The organism is Streptomyces sp. PH10-H1 (genome assembly GCF_030063355.1).
Lineage (GTDB): Bacteria > Actinomycetota > Actinomycetes > Streptomycetales > Streptomycetaceae > Actinacidiphila.
This window is the reverse complement of the sequence record NZ_JASISZ010000039.1, coordinates 48,959-74,000: the sequence shown is the minus strand read 5'-3', so window position 1 is coordinate 74,000 and position 25,042 is coordinate 48,959. Positions and strand designations below refer to the sequence as shown.

Annotated in this window: 24 protein-coding genes, 1 tRNA gene and 5 pseudogenes; 11 read left to right on the top strand and 19 right to left on the bottom strand. The window is 71.8% G+C overall.

The window, feature by feature from the left end; translation table 11 throughout:
- Positions 1 to 47: 47 nt before the first annotated feature.
- Positions 48 to 461, bottom strand: coding sequence for an ankyrin repeat domain-containing protein (locus tag QMK24_RS23185; protein WP_283468537.1), 414 nt, complete (start codon positions 459 to 461; stop codon positions 48 to 50).
- 231 nt (positions 462 to 692) lie between these two features.
- On the opposite strand from QMK24_RS23185, the gene QMK24_RS23180 reads away from it, so the two are divergent.
- Entirely contained in the window at positions 693 to 2,750 is a 2,058-nt protein-coding gene (locus QMK24_RS23180; RefSeq protein WP_283468536.1) for a DUF5107 domain-containing protein, read from the top strand.
- Between the two features lie 31 nt (positions 2,751 to 2,781).
- Here QMK24_RS23180 and QMK24_RS23175 read toward each other — a convergent pair whose 3' ends face one another.
- Positions 2,782 to 2,949, bottom strand: a complete 168-nt coding sequence (locus QMK24_RS23175) for a hypothetical protein (RefSeq protein ID WP_349307916.1) — start codon at positions 2,947 to 2,949, stop codon at positions 2,782 to 2,784.
- 131 nt (positions 2,950 to 3,080) lie between these two features.
- On the opposite strand from QMK24_RS23175, the gene QMK24_RS23170 reads away from it, so the two are divergent.
- Positions 3,081 to 3,512: an SseB family protein gene (locus tag QMK24_RS23170; RefSeq protein ID WP_283468535.1), complete on the top strand. Its 432-nt coding sequence runs from the start codon at positions 3,081 to 3,083 to the stop codon at positions 3,510 to 3,512.
- A 44-nt stretch (positions 3,513 to 3,556) separates the two neighbouring features.
- Here the strand turns inward: QMK24_RS23170 and QMK24_RS23165 are convergent, their stop codons facing one another.
- Positions 3,557 to 5,056 carry a bifunctional phosphatase PAP2/diacylglycerol kinase family protein gene (locus tag QMK24_RS23165; RefSeq protein ID WP_283468534.1) on the bottom strand — a complete coding sequence of 500 codons (1,500 nt, stop codon included), beginning with the start codon at positions 5,054 to 5,056 and terminating at the stop codon, positions 3,557 to 3,559.
- A gap of 220 nt (positions 5,057 to 5,276) precedes the next feature.
- Between QMK24_RS23165 and QMK24_RS23160 the strand changes: the two genes are divergently transcribed.
- The 4 genes and pseudogenes from QMK24_RS23160 (at position 5,277) to QMK24_RS23145 (ending at position 7,820) form a co-directional block, all read left to right on the top strand.
- Entirely contained in the window at positions 5,277 to 6,461 is a 1,185-nt protein-coding gene (locus QMK24_RS23160) for an aminotransferase class I/II-fold pyridoxal phosphate-dependent enzyme (RefSeq protein ID WP_283468533.1), read from the top strand.
- A gap of 73 nt (positions 6,462 to 6,534) precedes the next feature.
- Positions 6,535 to 6,789: pseudogene (locus QMK24_RS23155) on the top strand (MBL fold metallo-hydrolase); the annotation flags it as partial.
- A 7-nt stretch (positions 6,790 to 6,796) separates the two neighbouring features.
- Positions 6,797 to 7,756, top strand: a pseudogene (locus QMK24_RS23150) (alkaline phosphatase family protein); the annotation flags it as partial.
- A tRNA-Trp gene (locus tag QMK24_RS23145) sits at positions 7,747 to 7,820 on the top strand. The pseudogene QMK24_RS23150 and the gene QMK24_RS23145, both read left to right, overlap by 10 nt.
- A 145-nt stretch (positions 7,821 to 7,965) precedes the next feature.
- Here QMK24_RS23145 and QMK24_RS23140 read toward each other — a convergent pair.
- Together QMK24_RS23140 and QMK24_RS23135 are read right to left on the bottom strand one after the other, a co-directional pair.
- On the bottom strand, positions 7,966 to 8,316 hold the full coding sequence (locus QMK24_RS23140; RefSeq protein WP_283468532.1) for a DUF4190 domain-containing protein: 351 nt from the start codon (positions 8,314 to 8,316) through the stop codon (positions 7,966 to 7,968).
- Positions 8,317 to 8,319: 3 nt separating this feature from the next.
- Entirely contained in the window at positions 8,320 to 8,469 is a 150-nt protein-coding gene (locus QMK24_RS23135) for a hypothetical protein (protein ID WP_283468531.1), read from the bottom strand.
- A 142-nt stretch (positions 8,470 to 8,611) separates the two neighbouring features.
- Between QMK24_RS23135 and QMK24_RS23130 the strand changes: the two genes are divergently transcribed.
- A complete protein-coding gene (locus tag QMK24_RS23130; RefSeq protein ID WP_283468530.1) occupies positions 8,612 to 9,232 on the top strand; it encodes a TetR family transcriptional regulator in 621 nt (206 codons plus the stop codon).
- A gap of 340 nt (positions 9,233 to 9,572) precedes the next feature.
- Complete coding sequence (locus QMK24_RS23125; RefSeq protein WP_283468529.1) at positions 9,573 to 10,331, top strand: GntR family transcriptional regulator; 759 nt, start codon at positions 9,573 to 9,575, stop codon at positions 10,329 to 10,331.
- 2 nt (positions 10,332 to 10,333) lie between these two features.
- Here QMK24_RS23125 and QMK24_RS23120 read toward each other — a convergent pair.
- From QMK24_RS23120 to QMK24_RS23070, 11 genes and pseudogenes are all read right to left on the bottom strand, one after another.
- Positions 10,334 to 10,678: pseudogene (locus QMK24_RS23120) on the bottom strand (nucleoside/nucleotide kinase family protein); the annotation flags it as partial.
- Positions 10,679 to 10,781: 103 nt separating this feature from the next.
- Positions 10,782 to 11,543 (bottom strand): SDR family NAD(P)-dependent oxidoreductase, encoded by a 762-nt coding sequence (locus QMK24_RS23115; protein ID WP_283468528.1) that lies wholly within the window; start codon positions 11,541 to 11,543, stop codon positions 10,782 to 10,784.
- The gene (locus QMK24_RS23110; protein WP_283468526.1) at positions 11,540 to 12,976 is read right to left on the bottom strand and encodes an MFS transporter; all 1,437 of its coding nucleotides are present in this window, start codon (positions 12,974 to 12,976) and stop codon (positions 11,540 to 11,542) included. Before QMK24_RS23110 ends, QMK24_RS23115 begins: the two co-directional genes overlap by 4 nt.
- Positions 12,977 to 13,098: 122 nt before the next feature.
- Positions 13,099 to 13,689 (bottom strand): TetR/AcrR family transcriptional regulator, encoded by a 591-nt coding sequence (locus QMK24_RS23105; RefSeq protein WP_283468525.1) that lies wholly within the window; start codon positions 13,687 to 13,689, stop codon positions 13,099 to 13,101.
- A gap of 130 nt (positions 13,690 to 13,819) precedes the next feature.
- Positions 13,820 to 14,332 (bottom strand): GNAT family N-acetyltransferase, encoded by a 513-nt coding sequence (locus QMK24_RS23100; protein WP_283468524.1) that lies wholly within the window; start codon positions 14,330 to 14,332, stop codon positions 13,820 to 13,822.
- A gap of 105 nt (positions 14,333 to 14,437) precedes the next feature.
- On the bottom strand, positions 14,438 to 15,085 hold the full coding sequence (locus tag QMK24_RS23095; RefSeq protein WP_283468523.1) for a response regulator transcription factor: 648 nt from the start codon (positions 15,083 to 15,085) through the stop codon (positions 14,438 to 14,440).
- On the bottom strand, positions 15,082 to 16,356 hold the full coding sequence (locus tag QMK24_RS23090) for a sensor histidine kinase (RefSeq protein WP_283468521.1): 1,275 nt from the start codon (positions 16,354 to 16,356) through the stop codon (positions 15,082 to 15,084). The genes QMK24_RS23095 and QMK24_RS23090 overlap by 4 nt, the downstream gene beginning before the upstream one ends.
- Entirely contained in the window at positions 16,349 to 17,449 is a 1,101-nt protein-coding gene (locus QMK24_RS23085) for a hypothetical protein (RefSeq protein WP_283468520.1), read from the bottom strand. Before QMK24_RS23085 ends, QMK24_RS23090 begins: the two co-directional genes overlap by 8 nt.
- A 149-nt stretch (positions 17,450 to 17,598) precedes the next feature.
- Positions 17,599 to 19,133 (bottom strand): annotated as a pseudogene (locus QMK24_RS23080) (hydroxysqualene dehydroxylase).
- Positions 19,134 to 19,289: 156 nt separating this feature from the next.
- Positions 19,290 to 20,021 (bottom strand): class I SAM-dependent methyltransferase, encoded by a 732-nt coding sequence (locus tag QMK24_RS23075; protein WP_283468519.1) that lies wholly within the window; start codon positions 20,019 to 20,021, stop codon positions 19,290 to 19,292.
- A gap of 208 nt (positions 20,022 to 20,229) precedes the next feature.
- Positions 20,230 to 21,060, bottom strand: coding sequence for a hypothetical protein (locus QMK24_RS23070; RefSeq protein ID WP_283468547.1), 831 nt, complete (start codon positions 21,058 to 21,060; stop codon positions 20,230 to 20,232).
- A 123-nt stretch (positions 21,061 to 21,183) separates the two neighbouring features.
- Here QMK24_RS23070 and QMK24_RS23065 point away from each other — a divergent pair, with 123 nt between their 5' ends.
- The gene (locus QMK24_RS23065; RefSeq protein WP_283468518.1) at positions 21,184 to 21,537 is read left to right on the top strand and encodes an exonuclease/endonuclease/phosphatase family protein; all 354 of its coding nucleotides are present in this window, start codon (positions 21,184 to 21,186) and stop codon (positions 21,535 to 21,537) included.
- A gap of 43 nt (positions 21,538 to 21,580) precedes the next feature.
- Here QMK24_RS23065 and QMK24_RS23060 read toward each other — a convergent pair whose 3' ends face one another.
- The gene (locus tag QMK24_RS23060) at positions 21,581 to 22,006 is read right to left on the bottom strand and encodes an ATP-binding protein (protein ID WP_283468517.1); all 426 of its coding nucleotides are present in this window, start codon (positions 22,004 to 22,006) and stop codon (positions 21,581 to 21,583) included.
- Between the two features lie 140 nt (positions 22,007 to 22,146).
- Here QMK24_RS23060 and QMK24_RS23055 point away from each other — a divergent pair.
- Together QMK24_RS23055 and QMK24_RS23045 are read left to right on the top strand one after the other, a co-directional pair.
- Positions 22,147 to 22,897: pseudogene (locus QMK24_RS23055) on the top strand (helix-turn-helix domain-containing protein); the annotation flags it as partial.
- A gap of 85 nt (positions 22,898 to 22,982) precedes the next feature.
- The gene (locus tag QMK24_RS23045; RefSeq protein WP_283468515.1) at positions 22,983 to 23,198 is read left to right on the top strand and encodes a DUF397 domain-containing protein; all 216 of its coding nucleotides are present in this window, start codon (positions 22,983 to 22,985) and stop codon (positions 23,196 to 23,198) included.
- A 102-nt stretch (positions 23,199 to 23,300) separates the two neighbouring features.
- Here the strand turns inward: QMK24_RS23045 and QMK24_RS23040 are convergent, their stop codons facing one another.
- Together QMK24_RS23040 and QMK24_RS23035 are read right to left on the bottom strand one after the other, a co-directional pair.
- Entirely contained in the window at positions 23,301 to 24,086 is a 786-nt protein-coding gene (locus QMK24_RS23040; protein WP_283468546.1) for an aldo/keto reductase, read from the bottom strand.
- 180 nt (positions 24,087 to 24,266) lie between these two features.
- On the bottom strand, positions 24,267 to 25,028 hold the full coding sequence (locus tag QMK24_RS23035; protein WP_283468545.1) for an ABC transporter ATP-binding protein: 762 nt from the start codon (positions 25,026 to 25,028) through the stop codon (positions 24,267 to 24,269).
- Positions 25,029 to 25,042 lie beyond the last annotated feature (14 nt).

Here is a 25,042-nt window from a genome sequence, read left to right as displayed (position 1 = left end):
ACACAAGTGACGGCCGCCGCCTCTTCGCATGGGCCCAGGGGGGAGGATCACTGCGCGCCGAAGAGCTTCAGCAACTCGTCCTTGCCGAACATACGGGCCGTGTCGAGGGCGTTGGGCGTGCCGGCGGACGGATCGGCGCCGGCCGCCACCAGAGCGCGGATGACCGCGTCCTCGCCCTTGAAGACCGCCCCGGCCAGCGGGGTCTGGCCGCGGTCGTTCAGCCGGTTGGGATCGGCGCCGCGCTGCAGCAGGGCAGTGACCGCGTCGGCGTGCCCGTGGTAGGCCGCGAGCATGATCAGGGTGTCGCCCCGGTCGTTGGTGAGATTGGCGGGGACGCCCGCGTCGATATACGCGGCGAGGGTCGCCGTACCGCCCTCACGGGCGAGGTCGAAGACCTGGCCGGCCAACTGCAGCACCTCGGGGTCGTGCGCGGGCTCGGTGTCGGGGTTCGGTTCCGTCATGCGAACACCCTAAGGGGCGATCACCGCGCGCAGCCTGTCGTGGGGCGCCTCGGCTTTCCGCCCGACCCATCCCGAGCGGCCCCCGCTCCGGGTCGATCTTCTGACCGTTTGTGTGGGCTTTGCCCAACCCTGACCGAGGCAGGGCCTGTTCAGCGGAGCCGTAACCCTGTTCCATGGTCATCAGACGGCCGCCGGTTCCCGGGCGGCCCCGCGTGCATAGATGAGGTGGCCTTGGCTACGACCGTTCGACGGACCGCTGTGACCATCCCCGCTGCCCCCATCGGCCCCGAGAACCCGCTGCCCGCGCTGCGCGCCCTCGACGAGGTGCACCAGCTGGGTTCGCGCGAACGCGCCGGGCTCCCGGCCGACATGGCACGCCAGGTCGGTTACGCGCCGCTGCACTCCGTCCTGCCGGTACGGCTCCTCGACGGATACGGCCGCGAGCGCGCCCCCGCCGAATTCGAGGCCGTCGTCATCGAGAACGACCGGGTGCGCGCCACCGTCCTGCCCGGCCTCGGCGGCCGGCTGCACTCCCTGGTGCACAAGGCCACCGGCCGCGAGCTGCTCTACCACAACCCCGTCATCCAGCCGGCCGACTTCGGACTCGCCGGGGCATGGTTCTCCGGCGGCGTCGAATGGAACCTTGGCGCCACCGGGCACACCACCCTCACCTGCGCACCCCTGCACGCCGCGCGCGTACCCGCCCCCGACGGTGGTGACATGCTGCGCCTGTGGGAATGGGAACGGCTGCGTGACCTGCCCTTCCAGATCGACATGTGGCTGCCGGAGGACTCCGACTTCCTCTACGTCGGCGTCCGGATCCGCAACCCCCATCACCGCACCGTGCCGGTCTACTGGTGGTCCAACATCGCCGTCCCCGAGACCGGCCACACCCGTGTCCTCGCTCCCGCAGACGAGGCATGGCACTTCGGATACGCCCGCTCCCTGCGCCGTGTGCCGGTGCCCGAATGGGACGGCACCGATGTCACGTACCCGACCCGTTCCGAGCACGCCGCCGACTACTTCTACGACGTAGCGGACGGAGACCGCCGCTGGGTCACCGCCCTCGACGGTGACGGGCAGGGGCTCGTCCAGACCTCGACCGATCTGCTGCGCGGACGCAAGCTCTTCCTCTGGGGCAACGGGCGCGGCGGCCGCCGCTGGCAGCAGTGGCTCACCGAGCCCGGCACCGACGGGTACCTGGAGATCCAGGCGGGCCTGGCCCGTACGCAGCTGGAGCACGTCCCCATGGAGGCGGGCGCACAGTTCTCCTGGCTGGAGGCATACGGTCCGCTCGCCGCCGACCCGGCCGCCGTCCACGGCGAGGACTGGAGCGCCGCCCGCGCCGCCGTGGAGCAGCGGTTGGAGACCGTTCTGCCGCGCGCGGACGTCGACGCCGCCTACGCGGCGTGGCTGCCGCACGCGGACACCGAACCGAAGGACATCATCGCCACCGGCTCGGGCTGGGGAGCGCTCGAGGTCGAACGGGCCCGCTTCGAGCTTCCGGGTACGCCGTTCGATCCCGCCACGCTGGGCGCTCAGCAGAAGCCGTGGCTGGAGCTGCTGCTCGCCGGAATGTTCCCGAGGCCGGTGGAGGACGCACCGCCCGGCCCCGCACTCGTGGCGCCGGAGTGGCGGGAACTGCTGGAGGCGGCGGACACCTACAACGGGAACGAGTGGTACCGGGACTACTTCCTCGGCATCGCCCAATGGCACGCCGGCGACCGGGCCCAGGCCATCCGCAGCTGGGAGCGCTCGGCCGCGCAGTTCGAGACCTGGCCGGTGCTCCGCTGTCTGGCCGTCGCCGACCAGGAGGACGGTCACCTCGAACGGGCCGCGGACCGCTTCCTGGCGGCATCCGACGTCGCCCACTACGAATATCTCGGTGACGACGCGTGGCGGGCGGTCTCAGCGGGTCTGGCCCGGGAGGCGGTCACCGCACTCCTCGCGGTCGGACGGGCCGACGACGCCGCGTTCGTCCTGGCCGAGCATGTGCCGGGTCTCGCCGAGCGCGGCCGGTTCCGGTTGCTTGAAGCACAGGTACGGCTCGCCCAGGGCGATGTGCCGGCCGCGCGCGCGATCTTCGACGCCGGATTCGTCGTCGACGATCTCCGCGAGGGGGAGGAGTCGCTCAGCGACACCTGGTACGCCATCGCGGAGCGCCTGGTCGCGGGCGACGGTCCGGTGACCGCCGACGTCAGGGCGCGGGCGCGCGCCGGCCACCCGCTGCCGGAGGCGTACGACTACCGGATGCGGCCCGCGCAGGACCCCGCGGGAGACCCCGAGTAGGACCTCGCTCAGGCTCCGCCCAGGACCCGTCCTAGGAGTCGATCAGTGCCGTCGGTTCGGGGATCGCGAAGTCCCCGGGCCGACGGCCCGCGCGGGCGAACGCGTTGGCGGCCTGCTGGAGCGCGGCGTTGACCGGGGTGTCGATGCCGGACATACGGCCGAGCAGAACGATCTCGCCGTGGTGAGGACGGCCTGGCAACCATGCACGCACCGTAACGAACGCCTGTGCGGTCCCGTCGAATCGGTTCTGGCCTATGGAGGCCGTGGGCTGCATGGTCCGGCCGTTCTGCGGGTACGCGGGAGATTCAGCCGCCGAAAGGACCTGTAGCCATGACCGATATCCACTCCAATGGCGCCCTGCCCCCGGCGCAGCAAGCCCTCCATGAGATCGCCCAGGGCGGCGAGAATGTGATCGCGCTGAGCACGCTCGCGCTCAGCGACGTGCTGCTTCCCGTGCCGGGCGAGCCCGGTGAGCCGGAGCAGGACCCCGCGGGGCCGCGGGGAATCCAACTGCCGGTGTACGAGCAGGAGGACGGGGTGAAGCTCGTGCCGGTGTTCACCTCCGAGGCGCGGATGGCGCAGGCCCTGCCGGGCACGCAGCGCTACCGGCTGGTGCCGATGTCCGCCCTCAGCGGCAGCTGGCCCTCGGACGAACTCACCCTCACCATCGACACCGGCTCGCCGGACGCCCTGAGTATTTCGGGCCCGGGGGTGCGGGCGCTGGCCGCCCTGTCGGGCAACGGCGGGCCGAACGGGGCCTGACCACCCCGCTGCCCGGCCGACCGCCCGCAGGACCCGCCGGTTCCTCACGGCCGGTAGACCACCAGGGCGCCGGGCAGTTTGCCGAGCTGCAACTCGGAGGGTGCGGCCACCACTTCGCCGTCGTAGGCGAGATGGGTGCCCGCGCCCAGGCCGCGGATGCGCAGCCGGCGGACCTTGGCCGCGGCGTAGACGGGGGAGTGGGTCAGCACGCCGGTCAGGGCGGCGCCGAGCAGTCGCGTACGGGCGAACGGTCCGCCGTCCACGACCCGTACGTCCAGAATTCCGTCGTTCAGGTCACGGCGGCGAACCGGCGCGAGACCGACGCTCGAATACTCGCAGTTGCCGGCGAAGACCAGCCAGACCGACCGGTGACGGCCGTTGATCTCCACGTCGACCGGCTCGGACGTCCGCAGCACATGCACCGCGGCGAGCACACTCGCCGGCCAGCTGCCCACCCGCCGCGCCCAGCGCTCGCGGATGCGTACCAGCTCCGGATACGACCCGATGCTGAACGTGTTCACGAAGGGGACGGCCTCCCTGTCACCCGGAGTGTCACCCGGAGTGTCGTACGAGGTGTACGTCGCCAGGTCCACGGCGGCCGCGCTGCCCGCGACGACCGCGCCGGCCGCGTCCTCGACCGATTCGATCCCGAGGTCGAGTGCGAAGTGGTTGCGCGTTCCGCCCGGGAAGACCACCAGTGGAAGGCCGTGCCGCAGCGCGATCGACGCGGCCACGTTGACCGTTCCGTCGCCGCCGCACACTCCGAGCGCCCCGCCGCGCTCGACCGCCTGCCGGGCTGCCTTCTCGAGCAGTTCGGCCAGGTCGTCGTCCTCCGTGCACTCGGTGACCCCGGCCATCGGCAGGGCGGTGCGGATCCGCTCGGCGGGCGGATTCAGCAGCGCGGGCGGCCCCGACGCCTCGTTGACCACGGTGAACAGACCGTGCCCGGCCGGCAGCGCGGGAGCGTTCACGGCCGGTCCCACGTCCGCGGGCCTCCCGTCCGTGGTGGGCAGGAGCGCCCGCACGACGATGGCGGCGCCCACGCCGAGTGCCGCGCCGGCCAGTACGTCGCTCGGGTAGTGCACCCCTGTGTAGACGCGTGAGAACGCCACCGAGGCGGCGACCGGTGCCACCACCGCGCCCCAGCGGCCCGACTCCATGGCGACACCGGCCGCGAACGCGGCTGCCGAGGCCGCGTGCCCGGAGGGGAAGGAGGTGGTGAACGGCTGGTGCCGCAGACGGCGTATCACCGGAACGGCTTCCAGTATCGGACGTGCCCTGCGCACGGCCCGTTTGCCCACGGTGTTCACCGTCGCGGAAGCCAGCGCCAGCGACCCGATGCCGCGCAGCGCCGCCCGCCGCCCCGGTTTGCCGCCGGCGGCGGCGATCCCGGCGGCCACCCCGAACCACAGCAGCCCGTGGTTGGCGCTGCGGCTCAGCGCGGGCAGCGCCGGGTCGGCCCCCGGCCACTGCCGGCTCGCGACTTGATGGAACAGCTGGTGGTCCCACGCCTTCCAGGGGTGAGCCCGTCCGCGTTGATTCATGCGAGGACGGCTACCCGGGAAGCCCGGTTCGATACCACCGCGCCGGTACCCCATGGCCGGCCCACGCCGATCAGGGCCGGATCAGGGCCGGATCACGACCGGATCGGGAGTCCGGCCCCAGCGCAAACGGGTGGGCGGCACGGCGGGAGGGCATGGCGCTCCCGCCGCGGGCGCGCAGGCTGGGAAGGTGGCGGCAGCCACTGACCCACCGGAGGCACGGATGCAAGGGACGACCACGTACGAAACCCCGTACGAACTCAGGCCCGATCCTGGCCTCCCCGTCCCTCCGTACTGGACCGCGCATCTGACGGACGCCGGGCCCGAACCGGCGGGCGGCAGCCCGGCGTTGCGGCTCGCGGCGGCCGGGTACTGGGAGCGCCGAGGGCTGTGGACCGATCCGGGCCGGATCGCGGCCGCGCCCGGCGCGGAGCCACTGCTGCTCGCGATTCTCGCCGCCACCGGAGGCGGCCTGGTGCTCGCCCGGCCCTCCGCCGCCTGGCAGGCGCCCGTCGCGCGGCTGCTCGGCCGTGCGGTGTCCGCGGTTCCGACCTCGCCGGAGGGCGGTGGCGCGCCGGACCCCTTCGCCCTGCTGGAGACGGTCCGCCGGGCGCGGGAGGAAGGCGCAGAGCCGAGCGTGCTGCTCCTGTCGGCCGCCGACGACCCGACCGGCACGGTGAGCTCGCCCGAGTTGCTGCACGAGAGCTGTGAGGCCGCCGCCGAGGCCGGGCTGATCGTCGTGTCCGACGAGACGTACAGCGACACCTGCCACCACCCCGGCACGGTGCTGGTCAGCCCCGCCGAGATGCTTCCCGACCGGACGATCGTCCTCACGGACCTCGGCGGATCCCTCGCACCGCTCTCCTGCCCGGTCGCGCTCGCCCGGTTCCCGGACTCCGACGAGGGCGCCGAGCTGCGGGCCCGGGTGGCGCACGGCTGCGCCGAGCTGCGGGCCGTCCTGTCGGCGCCGGTCGGCTCGGCGGCGGCGTACGTCCTCACGGAACCCGACGACGTACGCGCCCACTCCGCTGCCGCGAACCGGCTCCACGCGTCCGTCGCGGCCGCCGCGTACCATGCCGTCACCGCCTCCGGCGCGCTGTGCCGGCCGCCGCAGGCCGGCTTCCAGCTCTACGTCGAACTGACCGCCCACGACAGTCATGACCTCCCTGACGCGCCCGCCCTCGAACGTCACCTCACCCGCCGGCTCGGCCGGCAGGTACTCGGCGGCCACCGGTTCGGTGACGACCCGGCGGCGCTCCGGGTCCGGATCGACACCGGCCCGCTGCACGGCGCCACGGACGAGCAGCGGCGCACCGCGCTCGACGCGGCCGACCCCCGGGAAGTCCCGCATGTATCCCACGCGTTGACAGAACTCGAAGCGGCCTTCACCGAACTGACGGCCGGCTGAACTACCGTCGGTCACCTGGGGCGCGTCCCACCGGTTCCGTCCGGGCCCACGCTTCCCACGGTTGGGAGACTCGATGACAGATCAGGCCGAGCGCGCCCTTGCCGAGCCACGTCCGCTCGGTGAGCGGCGCGCATGGCCGGGCACCTTCGCGGACCGCCTCACGGCCCCGCTCCCCGGGATCCGCGAGATGGCCAGGATCCTGCGTGCGGGGGGCCTGCGCCCCACCGCCGAATCGCTGGCCACGATTCCCGAACTGCCGCTCGATCCCGGGCCGCTGCCGCGTGTCGACGCCGACACCGTCGCCGTCACCTGGGCCGGGCACGCCAGCTAGGGGGGCGGGCCGCACCGCGGTCTACGCGGACCTCGTCGCTTACGACGAGGTGGCGCACCACTCGGGGCCCCGCAGCCGCGACGCGTACAAGGTGCTGAACCGGCTGGACCGTTCGATCCGGCTGATCGCGGACGCCGCCCGTTACGCCCCGCGCCCATACCGGATCGTGCTGCTGTCCGACCACGGCCAGAGCCACGGCGAGACGTTCGCGGGCGCCTACGGCCTGACGTTGAAGGACCTCGTACGGGCCGGCTGCGGCCTGCCGGTCCCGCGCCGCGCCGGGCGCACGGTGAGCGGCGCGGAGGCCCGGACCGCGGGCCGCACCGCGCTCCACCGGCCCGAGCGCGGACGGCACCCGGAGGAGGAGAAGGAGTGCGCCGGTCCTCCCTCGGACCCGGTGGTCCTGGCCTCGGGCAATCTCGGTCTCGTCACCTTCCCCGAACTCCCGGGCCGCGTCACCCGCGAGGAGATCGACCGGCGGTTCCCCGGGCCGCTGACGACCCTCGTGGATCATCCGGGCATCGGCTTCGTCCTCGTACGCGGCGCCACGCGCGGACCCCTCGCCCTGGGCGCGGGCGGCGCGGAACACGAACTGGACACCGGCCGGATCACCGGCGGCGACCCGCTGGCGCCCTTCGGCGCGGGCGCCGCCGAGGCGGTGCGCCGCACCGCCGGTTTCCCGCACGTCGCCGACCTGATGGTGAACTCGGCGTTCGACCCCGTCACCGGCGCGGTGCACGCCTTCGAGGAACAGGCCGGTTCGCACGGCGGCCTCGGCGGCGACCAGAGCCGCCCGTTCCCGCTCTTCCCCGGCACCCTGACGGAGCCCGAACACCGGCTGGCGGGCGCGGAAGCGGTGCACGAAGTGCTGCGCGGCTGGCTGGCGGAGCAGCAGGGGCCGGAGAACCCGTTTGCGCAGGACCTGCCGGGAGCTGGAGAGTTGGCGCAGCACCAAGGGGCGTAGCTCAGCCGGCCAGAGCACCCGTCTCCAAAACGGAAGGCCGCAGGTTCGATCCCTGCCGCCCCTGCTGCGCGGTCCATTCGTGGCAGCGATGCGACCTGTTGTGCGACATGCGAAGGGCAGCGTCCGTCAGCGGACGCTGCCCTTCGCTCGTGTGAATCAGTACGGAGCGCCACCGGGTTCCGTCAGGTGGCGCTCAACGTGCCGTCGTGTCAGCCGCCGAGGCTCCAGGAGATGGTGTGGTCGGCGGTGACCAGGACGGCCAGGATGATCAGGTCGGCGGCGCCCAGGGCGCTGCCGAGCCAGGCGCGGCCGCGGCGCTTGGTGCCGCGGGCGAGGGCGAGGCCGGCGAGGACCAGGGCGCTGGGACCCAGCAGGAGGTTGAAGGCCAGCAGGCCGATCAGGCCGAGGATGAAGGAGGCGACGGCCATGCCGTCGGCGTCCGCAACGCGCTTGCGGGCGCGGAGGTTCGTCTCGGTGGTCGGGCCGGCGTCTTCGCGCTGGGCGGTGCGCTCGGTGGTGCGCTCGGTGGTGCGGGGGCGGGTGGGTGTGGAGGTGGTCATGGGTCAGCGCTCCTTGGTGTGTTCGCGGATGGCGAAGACCAGGAGCCAGACGGCGATGGCCGACGCGGCGGGGATGAGGACGGGCAGCGGGGTGTGTGCCGCGGCGCCCAGGAGCACCCCCAGGAGAAGGAATGCTGCGACGAGGAAGAGCATGTCCGGCCTTTCCGGTGCGAGAGCCTCTGTCGGTTCCGTCAAATCTCGGTGAACACTTGGATTTACAACTGTTCACCGACTCCGTCAGTCTAGCTCCGGGTCCGGCTGGCCTTCTACAGAGAACGGTTGTTTACTGAATGATGTGAGTCACACCCTCGGGATCCGACAGGCCCAAAAGCAGAAGACCCGCCAGGCGCTCCTCGACGCGGGCCTGCGCCTGCTGGAGGACCAGAGCCTCAGCAGCCTGGGACTGCGCGAGGTCACCCGCCTCGTGGGCGTCGCCCCGGCCGCCTTCTACCGGCACTTCCGCGACATGGAGGACCTCGGCGTCGCCCTCGTCGAGGAGTCCCTCGGCAGCCTGCATGCGATGATCCGGGCCGCCCTGGCCGAACAGGACGCGTCACACGAGCGCATCGACCGCACGGTCGGCGTCATCGAGCAGTACGTGCGCAGCCATCCGTCCCACATCCGCTTCATCGCCCGCGAACGCCACGGCGGAGTACGGGCCGTGCGCGACGCGATAGCCGTAGAACTGGAACGGTTCGCGGACGAGGTCGCCGACGCCCTCACATCCTCGTCGCTGCTGGACGACTGGCACACCGACGACATCCGGATGCTCGCCGGGCTGTACGTCGACCACTTGGTGATGACGGCCTCCGCCCTCCTGGAGGCCACCCCGCAGGAAGCGGACCAGATCGCAGCCACCGCACGCCAGCAACTGCGCCTGATCAGCCTCGGCCGCCGCCACTGGCTCGACGACTGACCAACACGCTGGCCGGGGCACGGTTTGCCCTCTCGGGGGCAACCAGGTAAGCATCATCAAGCGCAATTCTTGTGGCAAATGGTGCAGCCGCACGGAACTGGGGGCGCGCCCGGTTTGGACGGCATGGGCAGCAGGCCCGAGCAGCGTTGGTGCATCCATTCCATGCCGGGCGTCATCGCGATGCGGCAGTGCCCGGACAGTTACCGGTGGCTGCGAGGAATCGGGCGGCGATGCGCTCGATTCGCACCGAATGGCTGGCCACAAGCCTCCTCCGTTACAAGCTGATCACCTAAAGTGAGGCTAGTTAACTGGCCTGAACCTAGTGGACTAGATTGTCAACGTGTCAGATCAACCGCCGTACCTCCGCGTGGCCGATGCCATCCGGGCCAAACTCGCCAGTGGCGAATGGTCCGTTGGCGAGCGGCTCCCCTCCCGCGCCCAGCTCGCCCAGGAACTCCAGGTCGGCGATAACGTCGTCAGACGGGCACAGGAACGGCTGATCATCGAGGGCCTGTTGGAAGGCCGGGCCGGCTCGGGGACCTACGTCCGCCGGCCGCGGGAGCGCCTGCGCATGGTCCGCTCCCGCCACCGTGAACGCCGCGGAGGTTCACCCTTCCGCGCGGATATGAAGGAGCAGGGCCGCACCGGCTCGTGGGAATCCCGCAGCACCGCCCGCGCACCGGCGCCGGCGAATATCGCGGAGCGCCTGGCCATCGCGCCTGGTGACCTCACCGTGCACACCCGCTACGAGTTCCTCGGCGACGGCCAGCCCGTCCAGCTGTCGCAGTCGTGGGAGCCGATGGCCATCACCGACGGCACCCCGGTCGTCCTGCCGGAGATGGGGCCGTTTGCCGGCGCCGGGGTCGTCGAGCGGATGCGCACCATCGGCGTCATCATCGAGACGGCTGTAGAGATTCCGCGCCCGTCACGCGCTACGCAGGAGCAGGCGAAACTGCTCGGGATCTCCGTCGGCGACATGGTGATGGAGATCGAGCGCACCTACTACGACACCGACGGCCGGCCCGTCGAGACTGCGGACATCACCGTCCCCGACATCCGCTGGGAGATCGCCTACGAGATCCCGGTGGAGCAGCCGTAGGGCACGAGGGCGTCGCGTTCCGCGTGCAGGACGAAGTGACGGACCGGAATGGCGGCTTGTGCGAGGCCGGAGCGGATCTCCGTCCAGTACTGCTCCACAAGGACCGACTGGGGAACGACGAGCACCCCGCCGACACAGCGGAGGATCTGGGCGGCGGACTCCACGACCAGGGCGCGCCAGGGGCGCCAGTCCTGGAAGTCATTGACCGGTACGGAATCCAGGACGTGCCGCAGCATGTAGCCGACCTGCTCGGTGTCGGAGACCCGCGCCTGGGGGATGAGTGCGGCGAGTTCCTTCGAGGTGGTCGTCTTGCCCGCTCCGAAGGTCCCGTTCAGCCAGATAATCATGGTGCCGAGCGTAGTGATGGGGGCGATCGCAGCGGATCGCCCCCATGTGCCGCGTCCGGCGGCCGGTCGGTGACGGGTCGGCGGCCGGTCGGCGGTGGGAGCCTCAGGCGGTGGCGCCGCCGTCCAGGACGAGGTCGGCGCCGACGGTGAAACCGGCCTCGGGGGAGGCGAGATGGAGCACCGCGGCGGCGATCTCGTCGACCGAGCCGGCCCGGCCCGCCGGGACGTCGCGCTTCATGCGCGCGGCCTTCTCGGCCGGGCTCTCGCCGGGGCGGGTCGACATGGGGGTGTCGACCGGGCCGGGGCTGACCGCGTTGATGCGGACGCCGTCGGCGATGTGGTCGAGGGCGGCGTTGCGGGTCAGGGCGCTGACAGCGGCCTTGGCGGCGACGTAAGCGCCCAGGTTCGGCAGCCGGCTGTGGGCGCCGAGGTTGGAGGAGACGTTGACGATCGCGCCGCCGCCGTTGGCGCGCATGTGGGAGATCTCGTACTTCATGGAGAGCCAGGTGCCGGTGAGGTTGGTGTCGAGGCCCGACCGCCAGTCGTCCTCGGTGATGTCGGCGACCGGTGCCGGAGTCGTCAGGATGCCGACGTTGTTGACGGCGATGTCGAGCGAGCCGAAGCGCGCCACGGTGTCCTGGACCAGGCGCTGTACGTCCTGAGAGCGCGTGATGTCGGCGGTGAAGGCCGCGGCTTCGCCGCCTGCGGCCTCGATGAGCGCGACGGTCTCCTTGAGTGGTTCCGCGGTACGGCCGGCGACGGCGACCCGGGCGCCCTCCCGGGCGAAGGCGAGGGCGATGCCCCGGCCGATGCCGGTTCCGGCGCCGGTGACGAGGACGGTCCTGCCGGTGAAACGTGCGGTCATGACGACAACTCCCTGGGTGCGAGCGGTTCGGGCAGTGGCAGTGGCAGTGGCAGCGGTTCGGGCGGTGGGTTGGGGGTGATGGGTGCGGGGCGCGGCCGTAGTGCGATCGCGGCGGTGACGGCGGTGAGGGCGTAGGCGGTCCCGGCGGCGGCGAAGGCCGCGGCGTAGCCGGACACGGGGGTGGAGCGGGTGGCGGCGACCGACATCAGGGCGGCGAGTCCGATGGTCGGGCCGAGTTCCATGGCGGTGTTCATGACGCCTGCCGCCAGTCCTGTCTGCCGTCGCGGCACCGAGCCGGTGGCGAGCACGGTGGCTCCCGCGAATGCCGGACCGGCCCCGGCGGGCAGGAGGAGGAGGCCGGGCAGCAGGCCGGTGGCGTACGGCGACCCCAGGTCCAGGCCTGCGAGCAGCAGGAGTCCGGCCGCGCCGACGGCCAGCCCGCCCGCAGTGACCGCGCGCGCCCCGTACCGCTTGATGAGAGGGCCCGCCGCGCGGCCGGAGCCGACGAGGGCGGCGGCGTACGGGACGAACGCGGCGGAGGTCCGCAGCGGTGTCCAGCCGTGTACCTGCTGGAAGTAGAGGGAGAGCAGAAAGAAGGTGAGGGCCGTGCCGGCGGCGGTCACCATGATGGCGGCCAGCGCGGTGGCGCGCCGCCTCTCGGCGAGGAAGCCGGGCGGCAGCAGCGGCTCGTTGGCACGGCGTTCGACGATCGCGAACGCGGTGAGCAGGAGCAGGCCCGCGGCCAGGGGGACGAGCACGGCGGACGAGGTCCAGGGGTGTTCTCCGGTGGCCACCAGGCCGTAACTGGCCGCGGTGATACCGGCGGTGGCCGTCACGGCTCCGCGCAGGTCGAGGGGCGGGGGTACGCCGTCGCGGGGTGCGTCGGCGGGCAGCAGGCGGGGTGCGAGCACCAGTCCGGCCAGCGCGACGACCACGGGGACCGCGAACGCCCAGCGCCAGGAGACCCAGGCCGTCATGACGCCGGAGAGCAGGCTGCCGGCGGTCGCGCCGAGGACGGAGAGCCCGCCCCAGGTCGCCATCGCGCGGCCGTACGCGTCGGGAGCGGGGAAGAGGGTGCGTACCAGGGCCATCGCGGCCGGGGCGGTCAAGGCCGCGCCGACCCCTTGCGCGAACCGTACGGCGACGAGTGCGGTGAAGCCGGGGGCGAGGGCGGCGGCCGCCGATCCGGCGGCGAAGACCGTCAGGCCCAGCAGTAGCATCCGGCGTCCGCCGTGCCGGTCGGTCAGCCTGCCGCCGAGGAGCAGCAGTCCGCTGAAGGAGAGGCCGTACGCGGCGCTGAGGAACAGGAGTTCGGAGGGGCCGAGGCCGAACTCCCCGGCGATCCGGGGGAGCGGCACCATGAGGATCATGATGGTGAAGATGAGCGTGGCCTGGAGGGTTCCGAGCAGCGCGAAGCCGTGCTTTGCCGACATGTCCCTCTGCACCTTCCTGGTTACTGGATCGATCGTTCTTGTATGAGGGCGGGCGAAGGCGCTCGACGGACCGCTGCGGGTCGGCCGCCCGAACAACCGCCGCCCGGACAACCGCTGGCCGGTCAGTCGAGAAGTGAGAGTGCCTGCGCCGCGGCGTCCCTCAGCCGGGCCGCGTCCTGACCGGCCCGGCCGGCCTTGCCGACCACCCGCATGCCCTGCATGAGAACCAGCAGCAGCCGCGCCAGCGACCGCGGATCGCGCCCTTCGGGCAGCTCTCCCTGCGCCCTGGCGCGCGTCAGTGCCGACGCGAGCGCTGTCTCCAGCCAGTCCCAGCTCGCCTCGACGCGCCGGGCCGCCGCCCGGTCGTGCGGTGCCAGCTCGACCGCCGTATTGGTGATGAAGCAGCCCCGCCGCAGGTCGTCGGAGGCGGATTCCTCCGCGAAGCGGGTGACCACGGACCGGACGGCCGGCAGTGCCGGTCCCGGCTGGGACAGCTCTTCGAGGATCTCGGGGTCGCAGAACTCGCTGTAGCGCTCCAGTGCCCTGACGTACAGCTCGTGCTTGCTGCCGAACGTCCCGTAGATACTGGCGCGGGCGATGCCGAGGTGCTCGACGAGATCGGCCATCGACGTCGCCTCGTATCCGCGCCGCCAGAACAGCTCTAGGGCCGACTGGAGCGCGGCGTCCGGATCGAATTCCTTGGTCCTGGCCACGGGATGAATACTACCGATATGAAGAACGACCGGTCAAGAATTCATCGCATCCGCCGCTCAGGGTGTCCAGGCTTTCAGACGGCCAGACGGCCAGACGGCCAGACGGCCAGACGGCGAGACGGCGAGACGTTCAGGCGCTCGCGACGTCGAGGCGCAGGCGCAGGCAGCGCAGGCCCTCCGAGGTGGTCCCCACAGTGCCGTCCGGGCGCCAGCCGAGCCGCGTGTAGAACGCCCGCGCCCGGTCGTTGCGCTCCCACACCCCGACGAGGCCGGTGAGCACGCCCGTCTCGCGCAGCGCCTGGACGTACGCCGCGTGCAGCCGGCCGCCGACACCGCGCCGCCACTGGCCGGGCCGGACGTGGATCTGCGACAGCTCCAGCGCGGTGCCGGGCGCGTCGGACTCCATGGACAGCACGCCCACCACCTCACCGTCCACCTCGGCGCAGAGCGTCGTCTTCCCGGGCAGCTGGATGGCCCGAGCCCACCCGTTGAACCGCGAGACGATCCCCTCCGTCCCGTCCAGTTCCCCCTCGGGTACGCCGCCCTCCCGGTAGGCGGCGGTGCGCGCCGCCGTGTGGACGCTCACCACCGCGTCCAGGTCGTCCATCTCGGCCGGGCGTATACGTACAGGGAGATCATTCATGCTGAATATGACGCAGATCGGCCCTCATTGGTTCCTCGCCGGCCCCATCCGCCCCTCGGTTCGGCTCCTGTTCGGTCCCTCGGCCCGCGTCCCCGGCCCGGTTCCTCAGCCGGGCACCACGAAGCCGCACTCGTACGCGGCGATCACCGCCTGAGTCCGGTCCCTGGCACCGAGCTTGGCGAGCACCCGGGCAACATGGGTCTTGACCGTCTCGGGACCGAGTTCCAGCCGCTGCGCGATCTCCGCGTTCGACAGTCCGGACGCCATCAGCCGCAGCACCGCGGCCTCGCGTTCCGTGAGACGGTCCCGGAGCGCCTTCGCGGGGTCGACGGTGGCATAGCGGGCGGCGAGCGCGCGGACGGCGGCAGGGAAGAGCAGCGAATCGCCGTATGCCACCAGCCGTACGGCCCGGACGAGTTGGTCCGCCCCGGCCCGTTTCAGCAGGAAGCCGGCGGCCCCGGAGCGCAACGCCTCGTAGACATAGGCGTCGTTCTCGAAGGTCGTCACGACGATGATGCGCGGGGGATCCGGCATCGTCCGCACCAGCTGTTCGGTGGCGCGGATCCCGTCGATCTCCGGCATCCGGACGTCCATCAGGACGACGTCCGGGCGCAGTTCGCGCACCAGCGGGATCGCCTCGGCTCCGGTGGAGGCCTCGCCGACGACCTCCATGTGCGGTTCGCTCTCCAGGATCGCGCGCAGCGCCGTGCGCACCAGCCGTTCGTCGTCGGCGAGGACGATCCGCAGGCTCATCGGGCGCCCGCCCGCAGCGGCAGGACGACGCGCAGCCGCCACCGCGGGCCGCCCTCCCGATCCTTCAGGCCGTCCGGCCCGTCCAGGCCCGCCTCGAACCGGCCGCGCAGTACGGTCACGCGCTCCTCGACGCCCTTCAGGCCGCGTCCGCCGCCGGTCCTGCGAGAGGACGCCGCCGCCACCGGATTCACCATCTCGATCTCCAACTCGTCGTCCGTCAGAACGATCCGCAGCCGCACGGGCACCTGGCCCGCGTGCCGCAGCGCGTTGCTGAGTCCTTCCTGCACGATCCGGTACGCCTCGCGGGACACCATCGGCGGCACACCGTCGAGATCGCCGTCGACGGACGCCTCCAGCGGGACGCCCGCCGCCCGCGTCTGCCCCAGCAGGCTGTCAAGACCGCCGAGAGTGGGACCGGGGGGAGCGGTCGAGCCGTCGCCGTCCTCACGCAACAGGCCCAGTACGTCGTCGAGTTCGGCGACCGCGCGCCGGGTGGTGTCCTCGATCGCGGCCAGGGCCTGCCGGGCGAACTCCGGATCGCGGTCCAGTACCTTGTGCGCGGCACTGGCTTGCAGCGTCACGGCGCTGAGCGCGTGGCCCACCGAGTCGTGCAGTTCGCGGGCCAGCCGGTTGCGCAGCGCCAGCCGTACGGTCCGCTGCTCGGCGGCGGCCAGCCGGTCGCCGGGGGTCGGTCCGAGCAGCTCCGGCGAGCAGCGCGCCAGGACGGCGCCCGCGCCCTTGGCGGCGAGCGCGAGCGCGGCCAGCAGGACGGCGGCGGCGAGCGGGGCCAGTGCGTCATGGCCGAGCGTGAGCGGATGGATCCAGGGAAGTTCCGACTCCCGCAGCCGTGCAGAGAAGGGCAGTGCCAGCAGGACCGCCACCGCCGGGGGGATGGCCAGGGTCAGCCCGCTCACGATGCCTCCGAGCCCCACATGCAGCACGAACCAGCAGGACGTACGGATCCGTGCCGCCCACGTCCGGTCGCCCGAGGGCGCGGGCCCGCCCTCGGGTCCTGCGCACAGCGCCCGTGCCGCCGAGCCCTCCAGATCGCGCACGAGGGGGAAGACCGCGGCGGCGGCCGCCGCGACCGGCAGGGCGAGGGCGAAGGAGACGAACTGCTTCGCGACCCAGCCGCCGCTGCCCGCGGCGGTCTGGGTGACCACGTTCACCGAGGTGTCCGTCAGCAGGTAGAACGGCATCAACAGGGCGCCGCCGAGGATGAGATGCACCCACCGGAGTCGGGCCCGCCGCCCGAACAGCGCCTCAGCCACGCTGAGCGGCGCGCGCGGTGCCGGGAGCGATGGTGCGCTTGAGTTCAGCGGCGGACTCAGTGCCGGGCTCAACAGCGCGCTCTGCGGCGGGCTCAGCAGCGCGCTGAGCAGCACGTTCGGCGAGCAGATAGGCGCCGACGACGAGAATGAGCATCCCGAGGAGCATCTGCACAGCGTAGGTCAGGTCCATGAGCTGGGACGTCGAAGGACCGTCGGCGTCCTTCGGCACGGCGAGCGGGGCCAGCAGCATCCAGCCGCCCCAGGCGGCGGAGGCGGCTCCGCCGGTCCATCCGAGCGCCAGCGGGACCACCAGCCGGGTCCTGCCCGCACCGAAGGCTGCCAAGAGGACGCCCACGGCTCCCAGCGCCGCGAACAGGGCGGTGTCGGCCTCGACGATGGAGGTGGAGGTTCCGCGCTCGGCCACCCGCGAGGCGGCGAGACCGGCGGTCCCGCCGCAGGCCCAGACGGTGTGCATGACGACGGGCAGCACGGCGAGGACGGCGGCGGCCACCGCGGCGATCCGCTGGGCGGGCCGGGTGGGGCTGCCCACGAGATCCGCGGTCCGGCCGCGCAGCAGCGGGCCCCAGCGGTCCTTCACGTACAGCACGAACAAGGTGCCCAGCGCCAGCCCCTGGATGCCGAATCCGGTGTAGACGACACCGAACACCCACTCGTCCAGCCAGGGTTTCTGTTTCGGTGCGGTGTGACCACCGGTGATCACGGAAGCGACGGTCTGCAGCGGGAAGCCGACGAGGATCGGCGCGATCAGGCCGGTCGCGATCCAGGTGGGCAGGACGAGCAGCCAGGCCGGCAGACGGCTGCCCCAGGGGCGGGTCAGCGAGAGCGCGAGGACGACGACGGCCAGGTCCATCGCGACGGTGAGCACGTTCGCGGCGTAGAAATAGCCGTTCTCCAGGCTGCCGCGCAGTGAACTGCCGGCCGGAATGCCGACTGTGCTGCCGGACAGCCATGCGATCTTGAGCGCGAGATAGGGGGCACAGGCGGTGACGGCCACGGCCCGCAGTACGCGGCGGGCGGATGTGGTCCGCCGCGGGACGGACGGCGCGGGGGTGTCGAACTCGATGGTTTCCATGCCTTCCACGCTCCCCGCCGGGCCCGCCCGGCACGTCCGGCCGGAAGACGATCTGTATCCCCTGGACGGGGGACCCGGGGTGCCCGCCAAGCGTCAACCCAGGACCCCCGACGGCCTGGAGCTGCCGCTCGACCGGTACGCGGAGCCCGCTAGCCGAGGTCGAAGAGGTTCGGCAGACCCCAGCGGTGGCGGATCTCGTCCTGGTGCTTCAGTTCCTTGAACTCCGGCGCGCGGTACAGGGGCTGGACCGAGCAGCGTCCCGCGGACGACCCCGAGGCGTCGAGCAGGGCGTTCACGGCCTGGCGGGCCGCCGCGTTGGCACCCTCCATCGTGGCCAGGTCGATGTCCACGGCGACGTAGTCCCCGGCGAGGAAGAGATTCGGCACAGCGGTCCGCGCCGTCGGCCGGTTGAACCAGGTGCCGGTCGGGTGGATGAGCAGCTGGTCGTCGTTGTGCGCCGCCGGCGTGCCGAGCCCGGACACGCCCGGGTCCAGGAACCACGAGTGGAGCTGGGTGTCGCGCAGGACGGTTCGGCAGGTGTCGTTGAGCGCGGCCTTGAGCTGCGCCCACACCTCGCGGGCCACCTCGTCGCGGGTGCACTCCTTCGCCGTCTTGCCGTAGAGGATGCCGGGCTTGTCCCACTCGGAGATGTCGACGGAGAAGCAGTCGGCGGCCTGCCCGTCGCCGTAGTCGGCGGCGAAGTTCCGGCCCTGCCAGTACTGGGCCTGTCCGACGGAGGTCAGGGCCCACGGCGAGTCCAGGTGGTTGACGTGCCCGTGGATCACCGGGGTCGGCTCGGTCAGATAGAACTGGATGCCGGTCATCCAGTCCGTCTGCAGCTTGTCCGCCCGGCCGAACTGCGGGTCGGCGGCCCGCAGTTTCCGTCCCCAGGCCTGGCGGGCGTGCTCGACCGGCATCGCGCAGATGTAGTGGTCGGCGGTGACGGTACGGCGGCTGCCGTCCGGGTCCTGGACGACGGCGCCGGTCACCCGACCGCCCGCAGATACGTCCACCAGGGTGTGCGTTCCCAGTCGTCGAGCCGGCGCTGGTCGCAGCTGGTGAAGAAGACGAGGATCCGGTTGGCGAAGTACGCGATCTCGTGGGCCGGGAGCTTGAGCGCGGTGGTGAGCAGGCCGGTGATCACGCGGATCAGGTCGTCGGGGGTCAGCGGTCCCTGCGGGGTGCCGAGGGTGGCCATCGGGAGCCGGATGTCCTCGCGCCCGGTTCTGGCGAACAGCACCTCGCTCGAGGCGACCAGGTTGTCGTGGCAGCCGTTCGGATTCCCGGCGAACGGGATACGGCGCAAGGTGTCGGGAAGGTTCAGATAGAAGCCCGGGATGAAGCGGAACCCGTGCTCGCCGGGGAGTGGCTTGCGACCGCCCCTGGCGCTGTCGGGTACGTCCATGCTGCGGGCCTTGCCGCCCAGCGCGCGGCGTTCGCACACCGTCACCTGGAAGCCGCGCTCGGCCAGTTCATGCGCCGCTGTCAGCCCGGCGACCCCGCCGCCGAGCACCGCCACGGTCTGCCGCGCGCCCCCCGCCGGCGTCCCCTTGGATGCCGTTTTCGGTTCCCCGCCGGCCGCGGTCGCGGCTGGCGCCGTGCCGCCGTTCCCGAGGGCCGCCGCCCCGCCGACCGCCGCCGCTCCCGTCAGGAATGTGCGCCGCGAGTTGCCCGTACGCTCCATGCACGTCTCCCCTTACCGCCGGTAACATCACGTCCGGCGCAGGAGCTTAGGTGTGTCGCACCGAACCCGGAAGCACACTCCGGCCTCCTGGTGAACATGGGCGCGAAACCGTTCGCGGGGCTCGGATGTGACGGAACGGGGGCCGCCGGAGAGGAGTCAGCCGTCCTTGCCCAGGGCGAGCAACCGGTAGACGGGATCGGGGCGCGGCGTGTGCTGGTCGGGCAGTGCGGACAGGCCGTCGATGACGCCCTGGGCCTGGCGCGGGCTGAATTCCAGGGCGGAGGCGAAGTATCCGGCGCGGACCTTCTCGACCGTCAGCGCGGGGGACCGGCCCTGGCCGTGGCCGGTGAAGGAGGTCTCCGCGCCGGGGCGCAGCCCGTGGCCGGCCGCCCAGCCGACGACGGCCCCGGCCTCGTCGTAGGCGTCCGGGATGACGTGCGGGGCGAGCAGGGCGTCGACATCGGTGTCCGCGGGATGGGCGGCGTCCTTGTCGACGGTGGTGATGAACACCCCGCCCGGCCGCAGCACCCGCGCGCACTCGGCGACCACCTCCGCCGCGTCCGGGAGCAGGTGCAGCAGCCAGACGGCGGACACCGCGTCCAATGACCCTGATGCGAAGGGAAGTTGCCGGCTGTCGCCGAGGACCACGGCCCGGCCGACCCGCCCGACGGCAGTCGCTGCCATGCCCGCCGACGCGTCCACTCCGATGACCCGCAGCCCCGGGCGGACGAGCCGCTCGGTCACCAGACCGGTCCCGCACCCCACATCGAGCAGGGTGCGGGCCCCGTCCGGCACGAGGCGGAGTACGGCGCGGGCCGCGGCCTCCGCCCGGGGGACGCCTCCGCGGGTCGCGTCGTACCGTTCGGCTTCTACGTCGTAGTTCAGCACACCGGCAGCCTACGGGGAGTCATCATCCGGCGAGGAAGTCACGTACTCCCTGCGATACCCCGTCGTCCCCCAGCAGGTCATTGTGGTGCAGACAGCCCGCGTCCGTGTTGACGGCGCCACTCAGCGCGACGCACCTCGTTGACGGACGCGGTCCATCCGTGACGCGTGAACCTCCTCCTACGAGGCGGGGCGTTGAGGCCGGGGCGCGCTACGAGGTGGGGGAGTACGAGTACACCGTGGTGGAGACCACGCAGATGCCCGGCTGGACGACTTCCGCGCGCAGCGTGCCGGAGTGCGGGTCGTAGTCGACGCCCTCGGCCTCGAAGGTGCCGGAGCAGATGCTGCGCTTCGGGAGCTGGAGCAGCGTCGTCACCTGGCCGGTGACCGCGCTGCCGTCCAGTGCGTGCGGAAGGTCGACCTGCAGCAGATCCTTGGCGACGTCGTCGGATACGCACACCAGGCGGGTGGCGGAGACGAAGTCGCAGCCCTGGATGTTGTCCACCGTGCGGTCCAGGGTGATCTGCCCGGCCTGCGGGAGGGCGCCGCCGGTGCGCGGGGTGGCCGGGTTGAGCAGCGGCGCGGGGAAGACCTGGAGGCGGTTCCGGCCGCCCCATTCGCCGGAGACCAGCCACTGCGCGTCGGGGGAGACGGCGGCGAACGAGTTGTTGAGCGCCTCGCCGGGGTCGAGCTGGTGGACGTACTCGTAGCGCTGTCCGCCGGGAGTGGTGACGGCGTACATCTTCGAGGTGGCGCCGTCCGCGCCCTGATAGGCGTCGAAGACATGGCCCTGGGCGATGTCCGGGTCGCCGATGTGATTCCACCCCTTGACGCGCAGCGCCAGCGGGATGGAACCGAGACCGCGGTACAGCAGCGAGCCGTCCGCACGGCTCGCCAACCCCTGTCCGCCGGTCAGGGAGCCGGTGTACGAGGTGCCGGACTCGGTCCAGCCGCCGGGGGAGGCGGCCGAGGCGGTGGAGCCGACGACGGTGAGTGCGAGGGAACCGGCCAGTACGGCAGCGGCGCGGAGCGGTTTGGCGATCACTGAGCCTCCGTCAGATTGACATCAGGAGGCAGATCGTAGAACGGATGTCCGCACGTATCTACCCTTCGGTAACCATGTCCGCCTAGGCTTCCGCTGCTTCTCCACCCACGTTCGCCGGGAGTGTTCCGTGAGACTTGCCCGAGCCGCCACCGCCTGTGCCTTCGTGCTCCTCCTCGGTTCCGCCGCGACGGCTCCCGCCGTGGCTTCGGACCCGGCGCGGGACCCGGCGCCAACCCCGGCCCCGCCGCAAGCTTCGACCCGGCCACCAACTCCGTTGCCGCCTACCGCTACCCGGGCGACCCCGCGCAGCGCCTCGACCACGCCCGGCTGCGCAACGGCCACGCCCGGCCCGCGCACTGGAACAACCGGGTCGTGCCCGAGCACTCGCCCAAGTGGTCGGTGACCAGCTGGTTCACGACGTACTCCTACACCGACTACTCCGACCACTACCCGCTGGTGGCCGGCGACGTGTAGGCGACGTGTAGGCGGCTTGTAGGCGACGACGTGTGACGGACGTTCAGGCAGCGGGGTCGCCCAGCAGCGCCCAGACGATCTTCCCGAACGGCAGCCGGGGAGAGGTGCCCCAGGTGTGCGTCAGCGCCTCGACGATGCACAGCCCGCGCCCCCGCTCCTGGTCGTCACCTGGCGTGCGCACGCGAGGACGTTCGTCTCCCGCGTCGTGCACTTCGACCCGGACACCGCCGCGTGCCTCCCTGGCCAGGACGACCAGGAAACCGCGTGCCATCGTCGCCCGCGAATGCGGAGCGTGCCGGACCGCGTTCGACGTCAACTCCGCGACAACCAGCTCCACATCACCGGCCAGACCGTCCGGAAGACCCCATCCGTCCGCCACCAGCTGCCGGGCCCAGTGGCGCGCCAGCGGCACGCTCTCCAACTGGGGACGGAACAGGTTCTGCACCTGATCCGCTGTCGGCTTCGTCATTGCGCTGCTCATTTCGGTCTGCCCGGGATCTCGCCCGCCGCGTGATCGGATGATGACTTTCTGTGAACAAGCGTCGCCCGGCGGGCCTACGATCGACAGGTCGTGGGCGTGCCATCAGCGTTCTGTCACAGGGAGTTGCCATGAACCGACGCAATGGCAGGCCGGGTTCCGCCGCTACTTCGGGCGCGGTCTTCGGCGAGTTGGTGCGGGATCTTCGCGAGGCGGCGGGGATGTCGCAGGAGAGGCTGGCGAGTCGGATCCCTTGCGACCGCTCGTTGATCGCGCGCGTGGAGGCGGGCACGCGAGTGCCGCAGCGGTCCTTCGCGGTCTCTTGTGACGAACTGCTGGACACCGGAGGCACCTTGGGGCGGCTCTGGCCGCGTATCGACTGGCACCCTGACGTCGCGCACCCGGACTGGTTCAAGCGCCGCGCGGACATGGATGCCGAGGCGGTGGGGCTCCGGGAGTACCAGACTCAGGTCATTCCCGGTCTGTTGCAGACCGAGGACTATGCGCGGGCGCTGTTCTCGCAAAGTCGCAGCCCGGGACCATGGCCTTGTCGAGGAGCGGGTCGAGGCCCGGCTGAGTCGCCAGCGGCGATTTCTCGGGCCGGACGGTCCGCTTCTGATGGTGGTACTCGACGAGAGTTCGATCCGTCGCGTGGTGGGGAGTCCAGCGGTCATGCGGGGGCAGTGTGAGCATCTACTTGCCGTTGGGGTGCAGCCGAACATCCGTGTTCAGGTGGCCCCGTTCAGCTTCGCCGCCGTGGTTTCGCCAGACACTTCCATGTCTCTCATCACGCTGCCCAACGGGCGTAAGTGGGTGTACTCGGAATCCCTGGACAGAGGGCATTTCAGCGAGGATCCGGCCGTCTTCGCCCGACACGCGCGGACCTATGATGTGCTCAGTGCGGACGTACTCTCGGCCCGCGACTCAGCCGCTTTGATCAGCGATGCACTGGAGGCGTACGGCGATCATGGACAACCACGATCTGAGCGCGGCGACTTGGCGCAAGAGCAGTTACAGCGGAAGCAACGGCGGCAACTGCATCGAGGTGGCCCCCGGATTCCCCGGCGTCGTCCCCGTCCGTGACAGCAAGGACCCGCACGGCCCGGCTCTCGTCTTCGACGCCGCCGCGTTCGCCTCGTTCGTGGCAGGCGTGCGCGCCGGAGACTTCCCGACCACCGGCTGAGCACGACGACGTCCGCTGGTCCGCGGTTACGCCGGTACGCACGAAGCCGCCGGCCGGCAGTGCCGGGCAGCGGCTTCGTGCGTGGGCCGGATCAGCTCAGCCTCAGTTGAAGACCTGCGGGTCCGGGCCGATGCGGTTGCCGTTGTCGAGGCCGGTGAGGGCCGCGATGTCGTCGGCGGACAGCTCGAAGTCGAAGACGTCGATGTTCTCCCGGATCCGGGACGGGGTCACGGACTTGGGGATCACGACGTTGCCGAGCTGGAGGTGCCAGCGCAGCACGACCTGGGCCGGGCTGCGGCCGTATCGCTCGGCGATCGCGGCGATCACCGGTTCGTCCAGCAGGCCCTTGCCCTGGCCGAGCGGGGACCACGCCTCGGTGGCGATGCCGTGCTCGGCGTGGAAGGCGCGCAGCGGGGCCTGGGCGAAGTCCGGGTGCAGCTCGACCTGGTTGACGGCCGGGACGACCGACCCCTCGTCCAGGACGCGGCGCAGCTGGGCCGGCCCGAAGTTGGAGACGCCGATGGCCTTGGCGCGGCCGTCCGCGTGGATCTTCTCCAGGGCACGCCAGGTGTCGCTGTACAGGTCGCGGGCCGGCGTCGGCCAGTGGATCAGGTACAGGTCGGCGTAGTCCAGGCCCAGCTTGGCCAACGAGTCGTCGAAGGCCGACAGGGCCTTGTCGAAGCCGTGCGCGGAGTTCCAGAGCTTCGTCGTGATGAAGAGTTCTTCGCGCGGCACGCCGGAGGCGGCGATCGCCTTGCCGGTGCCCTCCTCATTGCCGTAGATCGCGGCGGTGTCGATGCTGCGGTACCCGGCCTCCAGCGCGGTGGAGACAGCCGCCGTGGCCTCGTCGTCCGGCACCTGCCAGACACCGAAGCCGAGCTGCGGCATCCGGACGCCGTTGTTGAGAGTGATGAAGGGGACCTTGCTGCTCACGAGCGGCGATCCTAACGTTGACGTACAGGGCGTTTTTCGTTCAACCATCCCCTCCGGACCTCCATTCCCGCCCGCCGTGAAACCGCCCGGAGGCGCGCCCGGGGCCTCTTCGTGAAAGGCCTGCGAAACCGCTGGTCAGGCCGTCGTCCCCAGGTAGGCGTCACGCACCGCCGGATCGGCCCTGACCTGCGAAGGGGTGCCCTGTGCGAGCACCGTCCCGAGGTCCAGGACGACGACCCTGGCGCACAGCTCCATCACGAACGCCACATTGTGCTCGACGAGCAGCACCGCGCACCCCCCCTGCCCGGCGAGCAGCCGCACCACGGCGGCGAGCTGCTCGCGCTCCGCGCCCGACATCCCCGAGGCGGGCTCGTCCAGCAGCAGCACCCGCGGCGGGTCGGCCATCGCACGGGCCACCTCGACCATGCGGGCCTGGCCGACGGGGAGCGTGCCCGCGTACGCCGATCGCAGGTCGTACAGGCCGCACTGCCGCAGCACCGCCTCGGCCCGTGACCGGCGCAGCCGCTCGCGCGACCGCCGTGACGGCGCGGCGAGCAGGTCGGCGGCGAGGCCGCCCCCGCCGCCGTCCCACTCCTGGGCGACGACGAGATTGTCGGTGACCGTGAGCTGCCCGAACAGCTGCTGCCGCTGGAAGGTGCGGCGCATGCCGTGCCGGGCGCGCCAGACGGGGGAGCGGCCGGTGACGTCCTTGCCGTCGAGCAGCACCCGGCCGTCGTCGGGGCGCCGGATGCCGGAGACGGCGTCGAAGAACGTGGTCTTCCCGGCGCCGTTCGGTCCGATCAGCCAGCACACCTCGCCTGCGCGGACACCGAGGCCGACTCCGCTCAGGGCGCGGATACCGCCGAAACGGACGCCGATGCCCTCCGTGCGCAGCACGTAACCGCTGCTGT

Excerpts from the sequence above, each read along its gene's own strand:
- QMK24_RS23100 (WP_283468524.1), bottom strand. The coding sequence starts at position 14,332 with ATGAATGATCTCCCTGTACGTATACGCCCGGCCGAGATGGACGACCTG.
- QMK24_RS23045 (WP_283468515.1), top strand. The coding sequence starts at position 22,983 with ATGGACAACCACGATCTGAGCGCGGCGACTTGGCGCAAGAGCAGTTAC.
- QMK24_RS23140 (WP_283468532.1), bottom strand. The coding sequence starts at position 8,316 with ATGACCACCTCCACACCCACCCGCCCCCGCACCACCGAGCGCACCACC.
- QMK24_RS23185 (WP_283468537.1), bottom strand. The coding sequence starts at position 461 with ATGACGGAACCGAACCCCGACACCGAGCCCGCGCACGACCCCGAGGTG.
- QMK24_RS23115 (WP_283468528.1), bottom strand. The coding sequence starts at position 11,543 with ATGACCGCACGTTTCACCGGCAGGACCGTCCTCGTCACCGGCGCCGGA.
- QMK24_RS23085 (WP_283468520.1), bottom strand. The coding sequence starts at position 17,449 with ATGGAAACCATCGAGTTCGACACCCCCGCGCCGTCCGTCCCGCGGCGG.
- QMK24_RS23135 (WP_283468531.1), bottom strand. The coding sequence starts at position 8,469 with ATGCTCTTCCTCGTCGCAGCATTCCTTCTCCTGGGGGTGCTCCTGGGC.
- QMK24_RS23040 (WP_283468546.1), bottom strand. The coding sequence starts at position 24,086 with ATGCCGCAGCTCGGCTTCGGTGTCTGGCAGGTGCCGGACGACGAGGCC.
- QMK24_RS23160 (WP_283468533.1), top strand. The coding sequence starts at position 5,277 with ATGCAAGGGACGACCACGTACGAAACCCCGTACGAACTCAGGCCCGAT.
- QMK24_RS23095 (WP_283468523.1), bottom strand. The coding sequence starts at position 15,085 with ATGAGCCTGCGGATCGTCCTCGCCGACGACGAACGGCTGGTGCGCACG.
- QMK24_RS23165 (WP_283468534.1), bottom strand. The coding sequence starts at position 5,056 with ATGAATCAACGCGGACGGGCTCACCCCTGGAAGGCGTGGGACCACCAG.
- QMK24_RS23170 (WP_283468535.1), top strand. The coding sequence starts at position 3,081 with ATGACCGATATCCACTCCAATGGCGCCCTGCCCCCGGCGCAGCAAGCC.
- QMK24_RS23110 (WP_283468526.1), bottom strand. The coding sequence starts at position 12,976 with ATGTCGGCAAAGCACGGCTTCGCGCTGCTCGGAACCCTCCAGGCCACG.
- QMK24_RS23060 (WP_283468517.1), bottom strand. The coding sequence starts at position 22,006 with ATGACGAAGCCGACAGCGGATCAGGTGCAGAACCTGTTCCGTCCCCAG.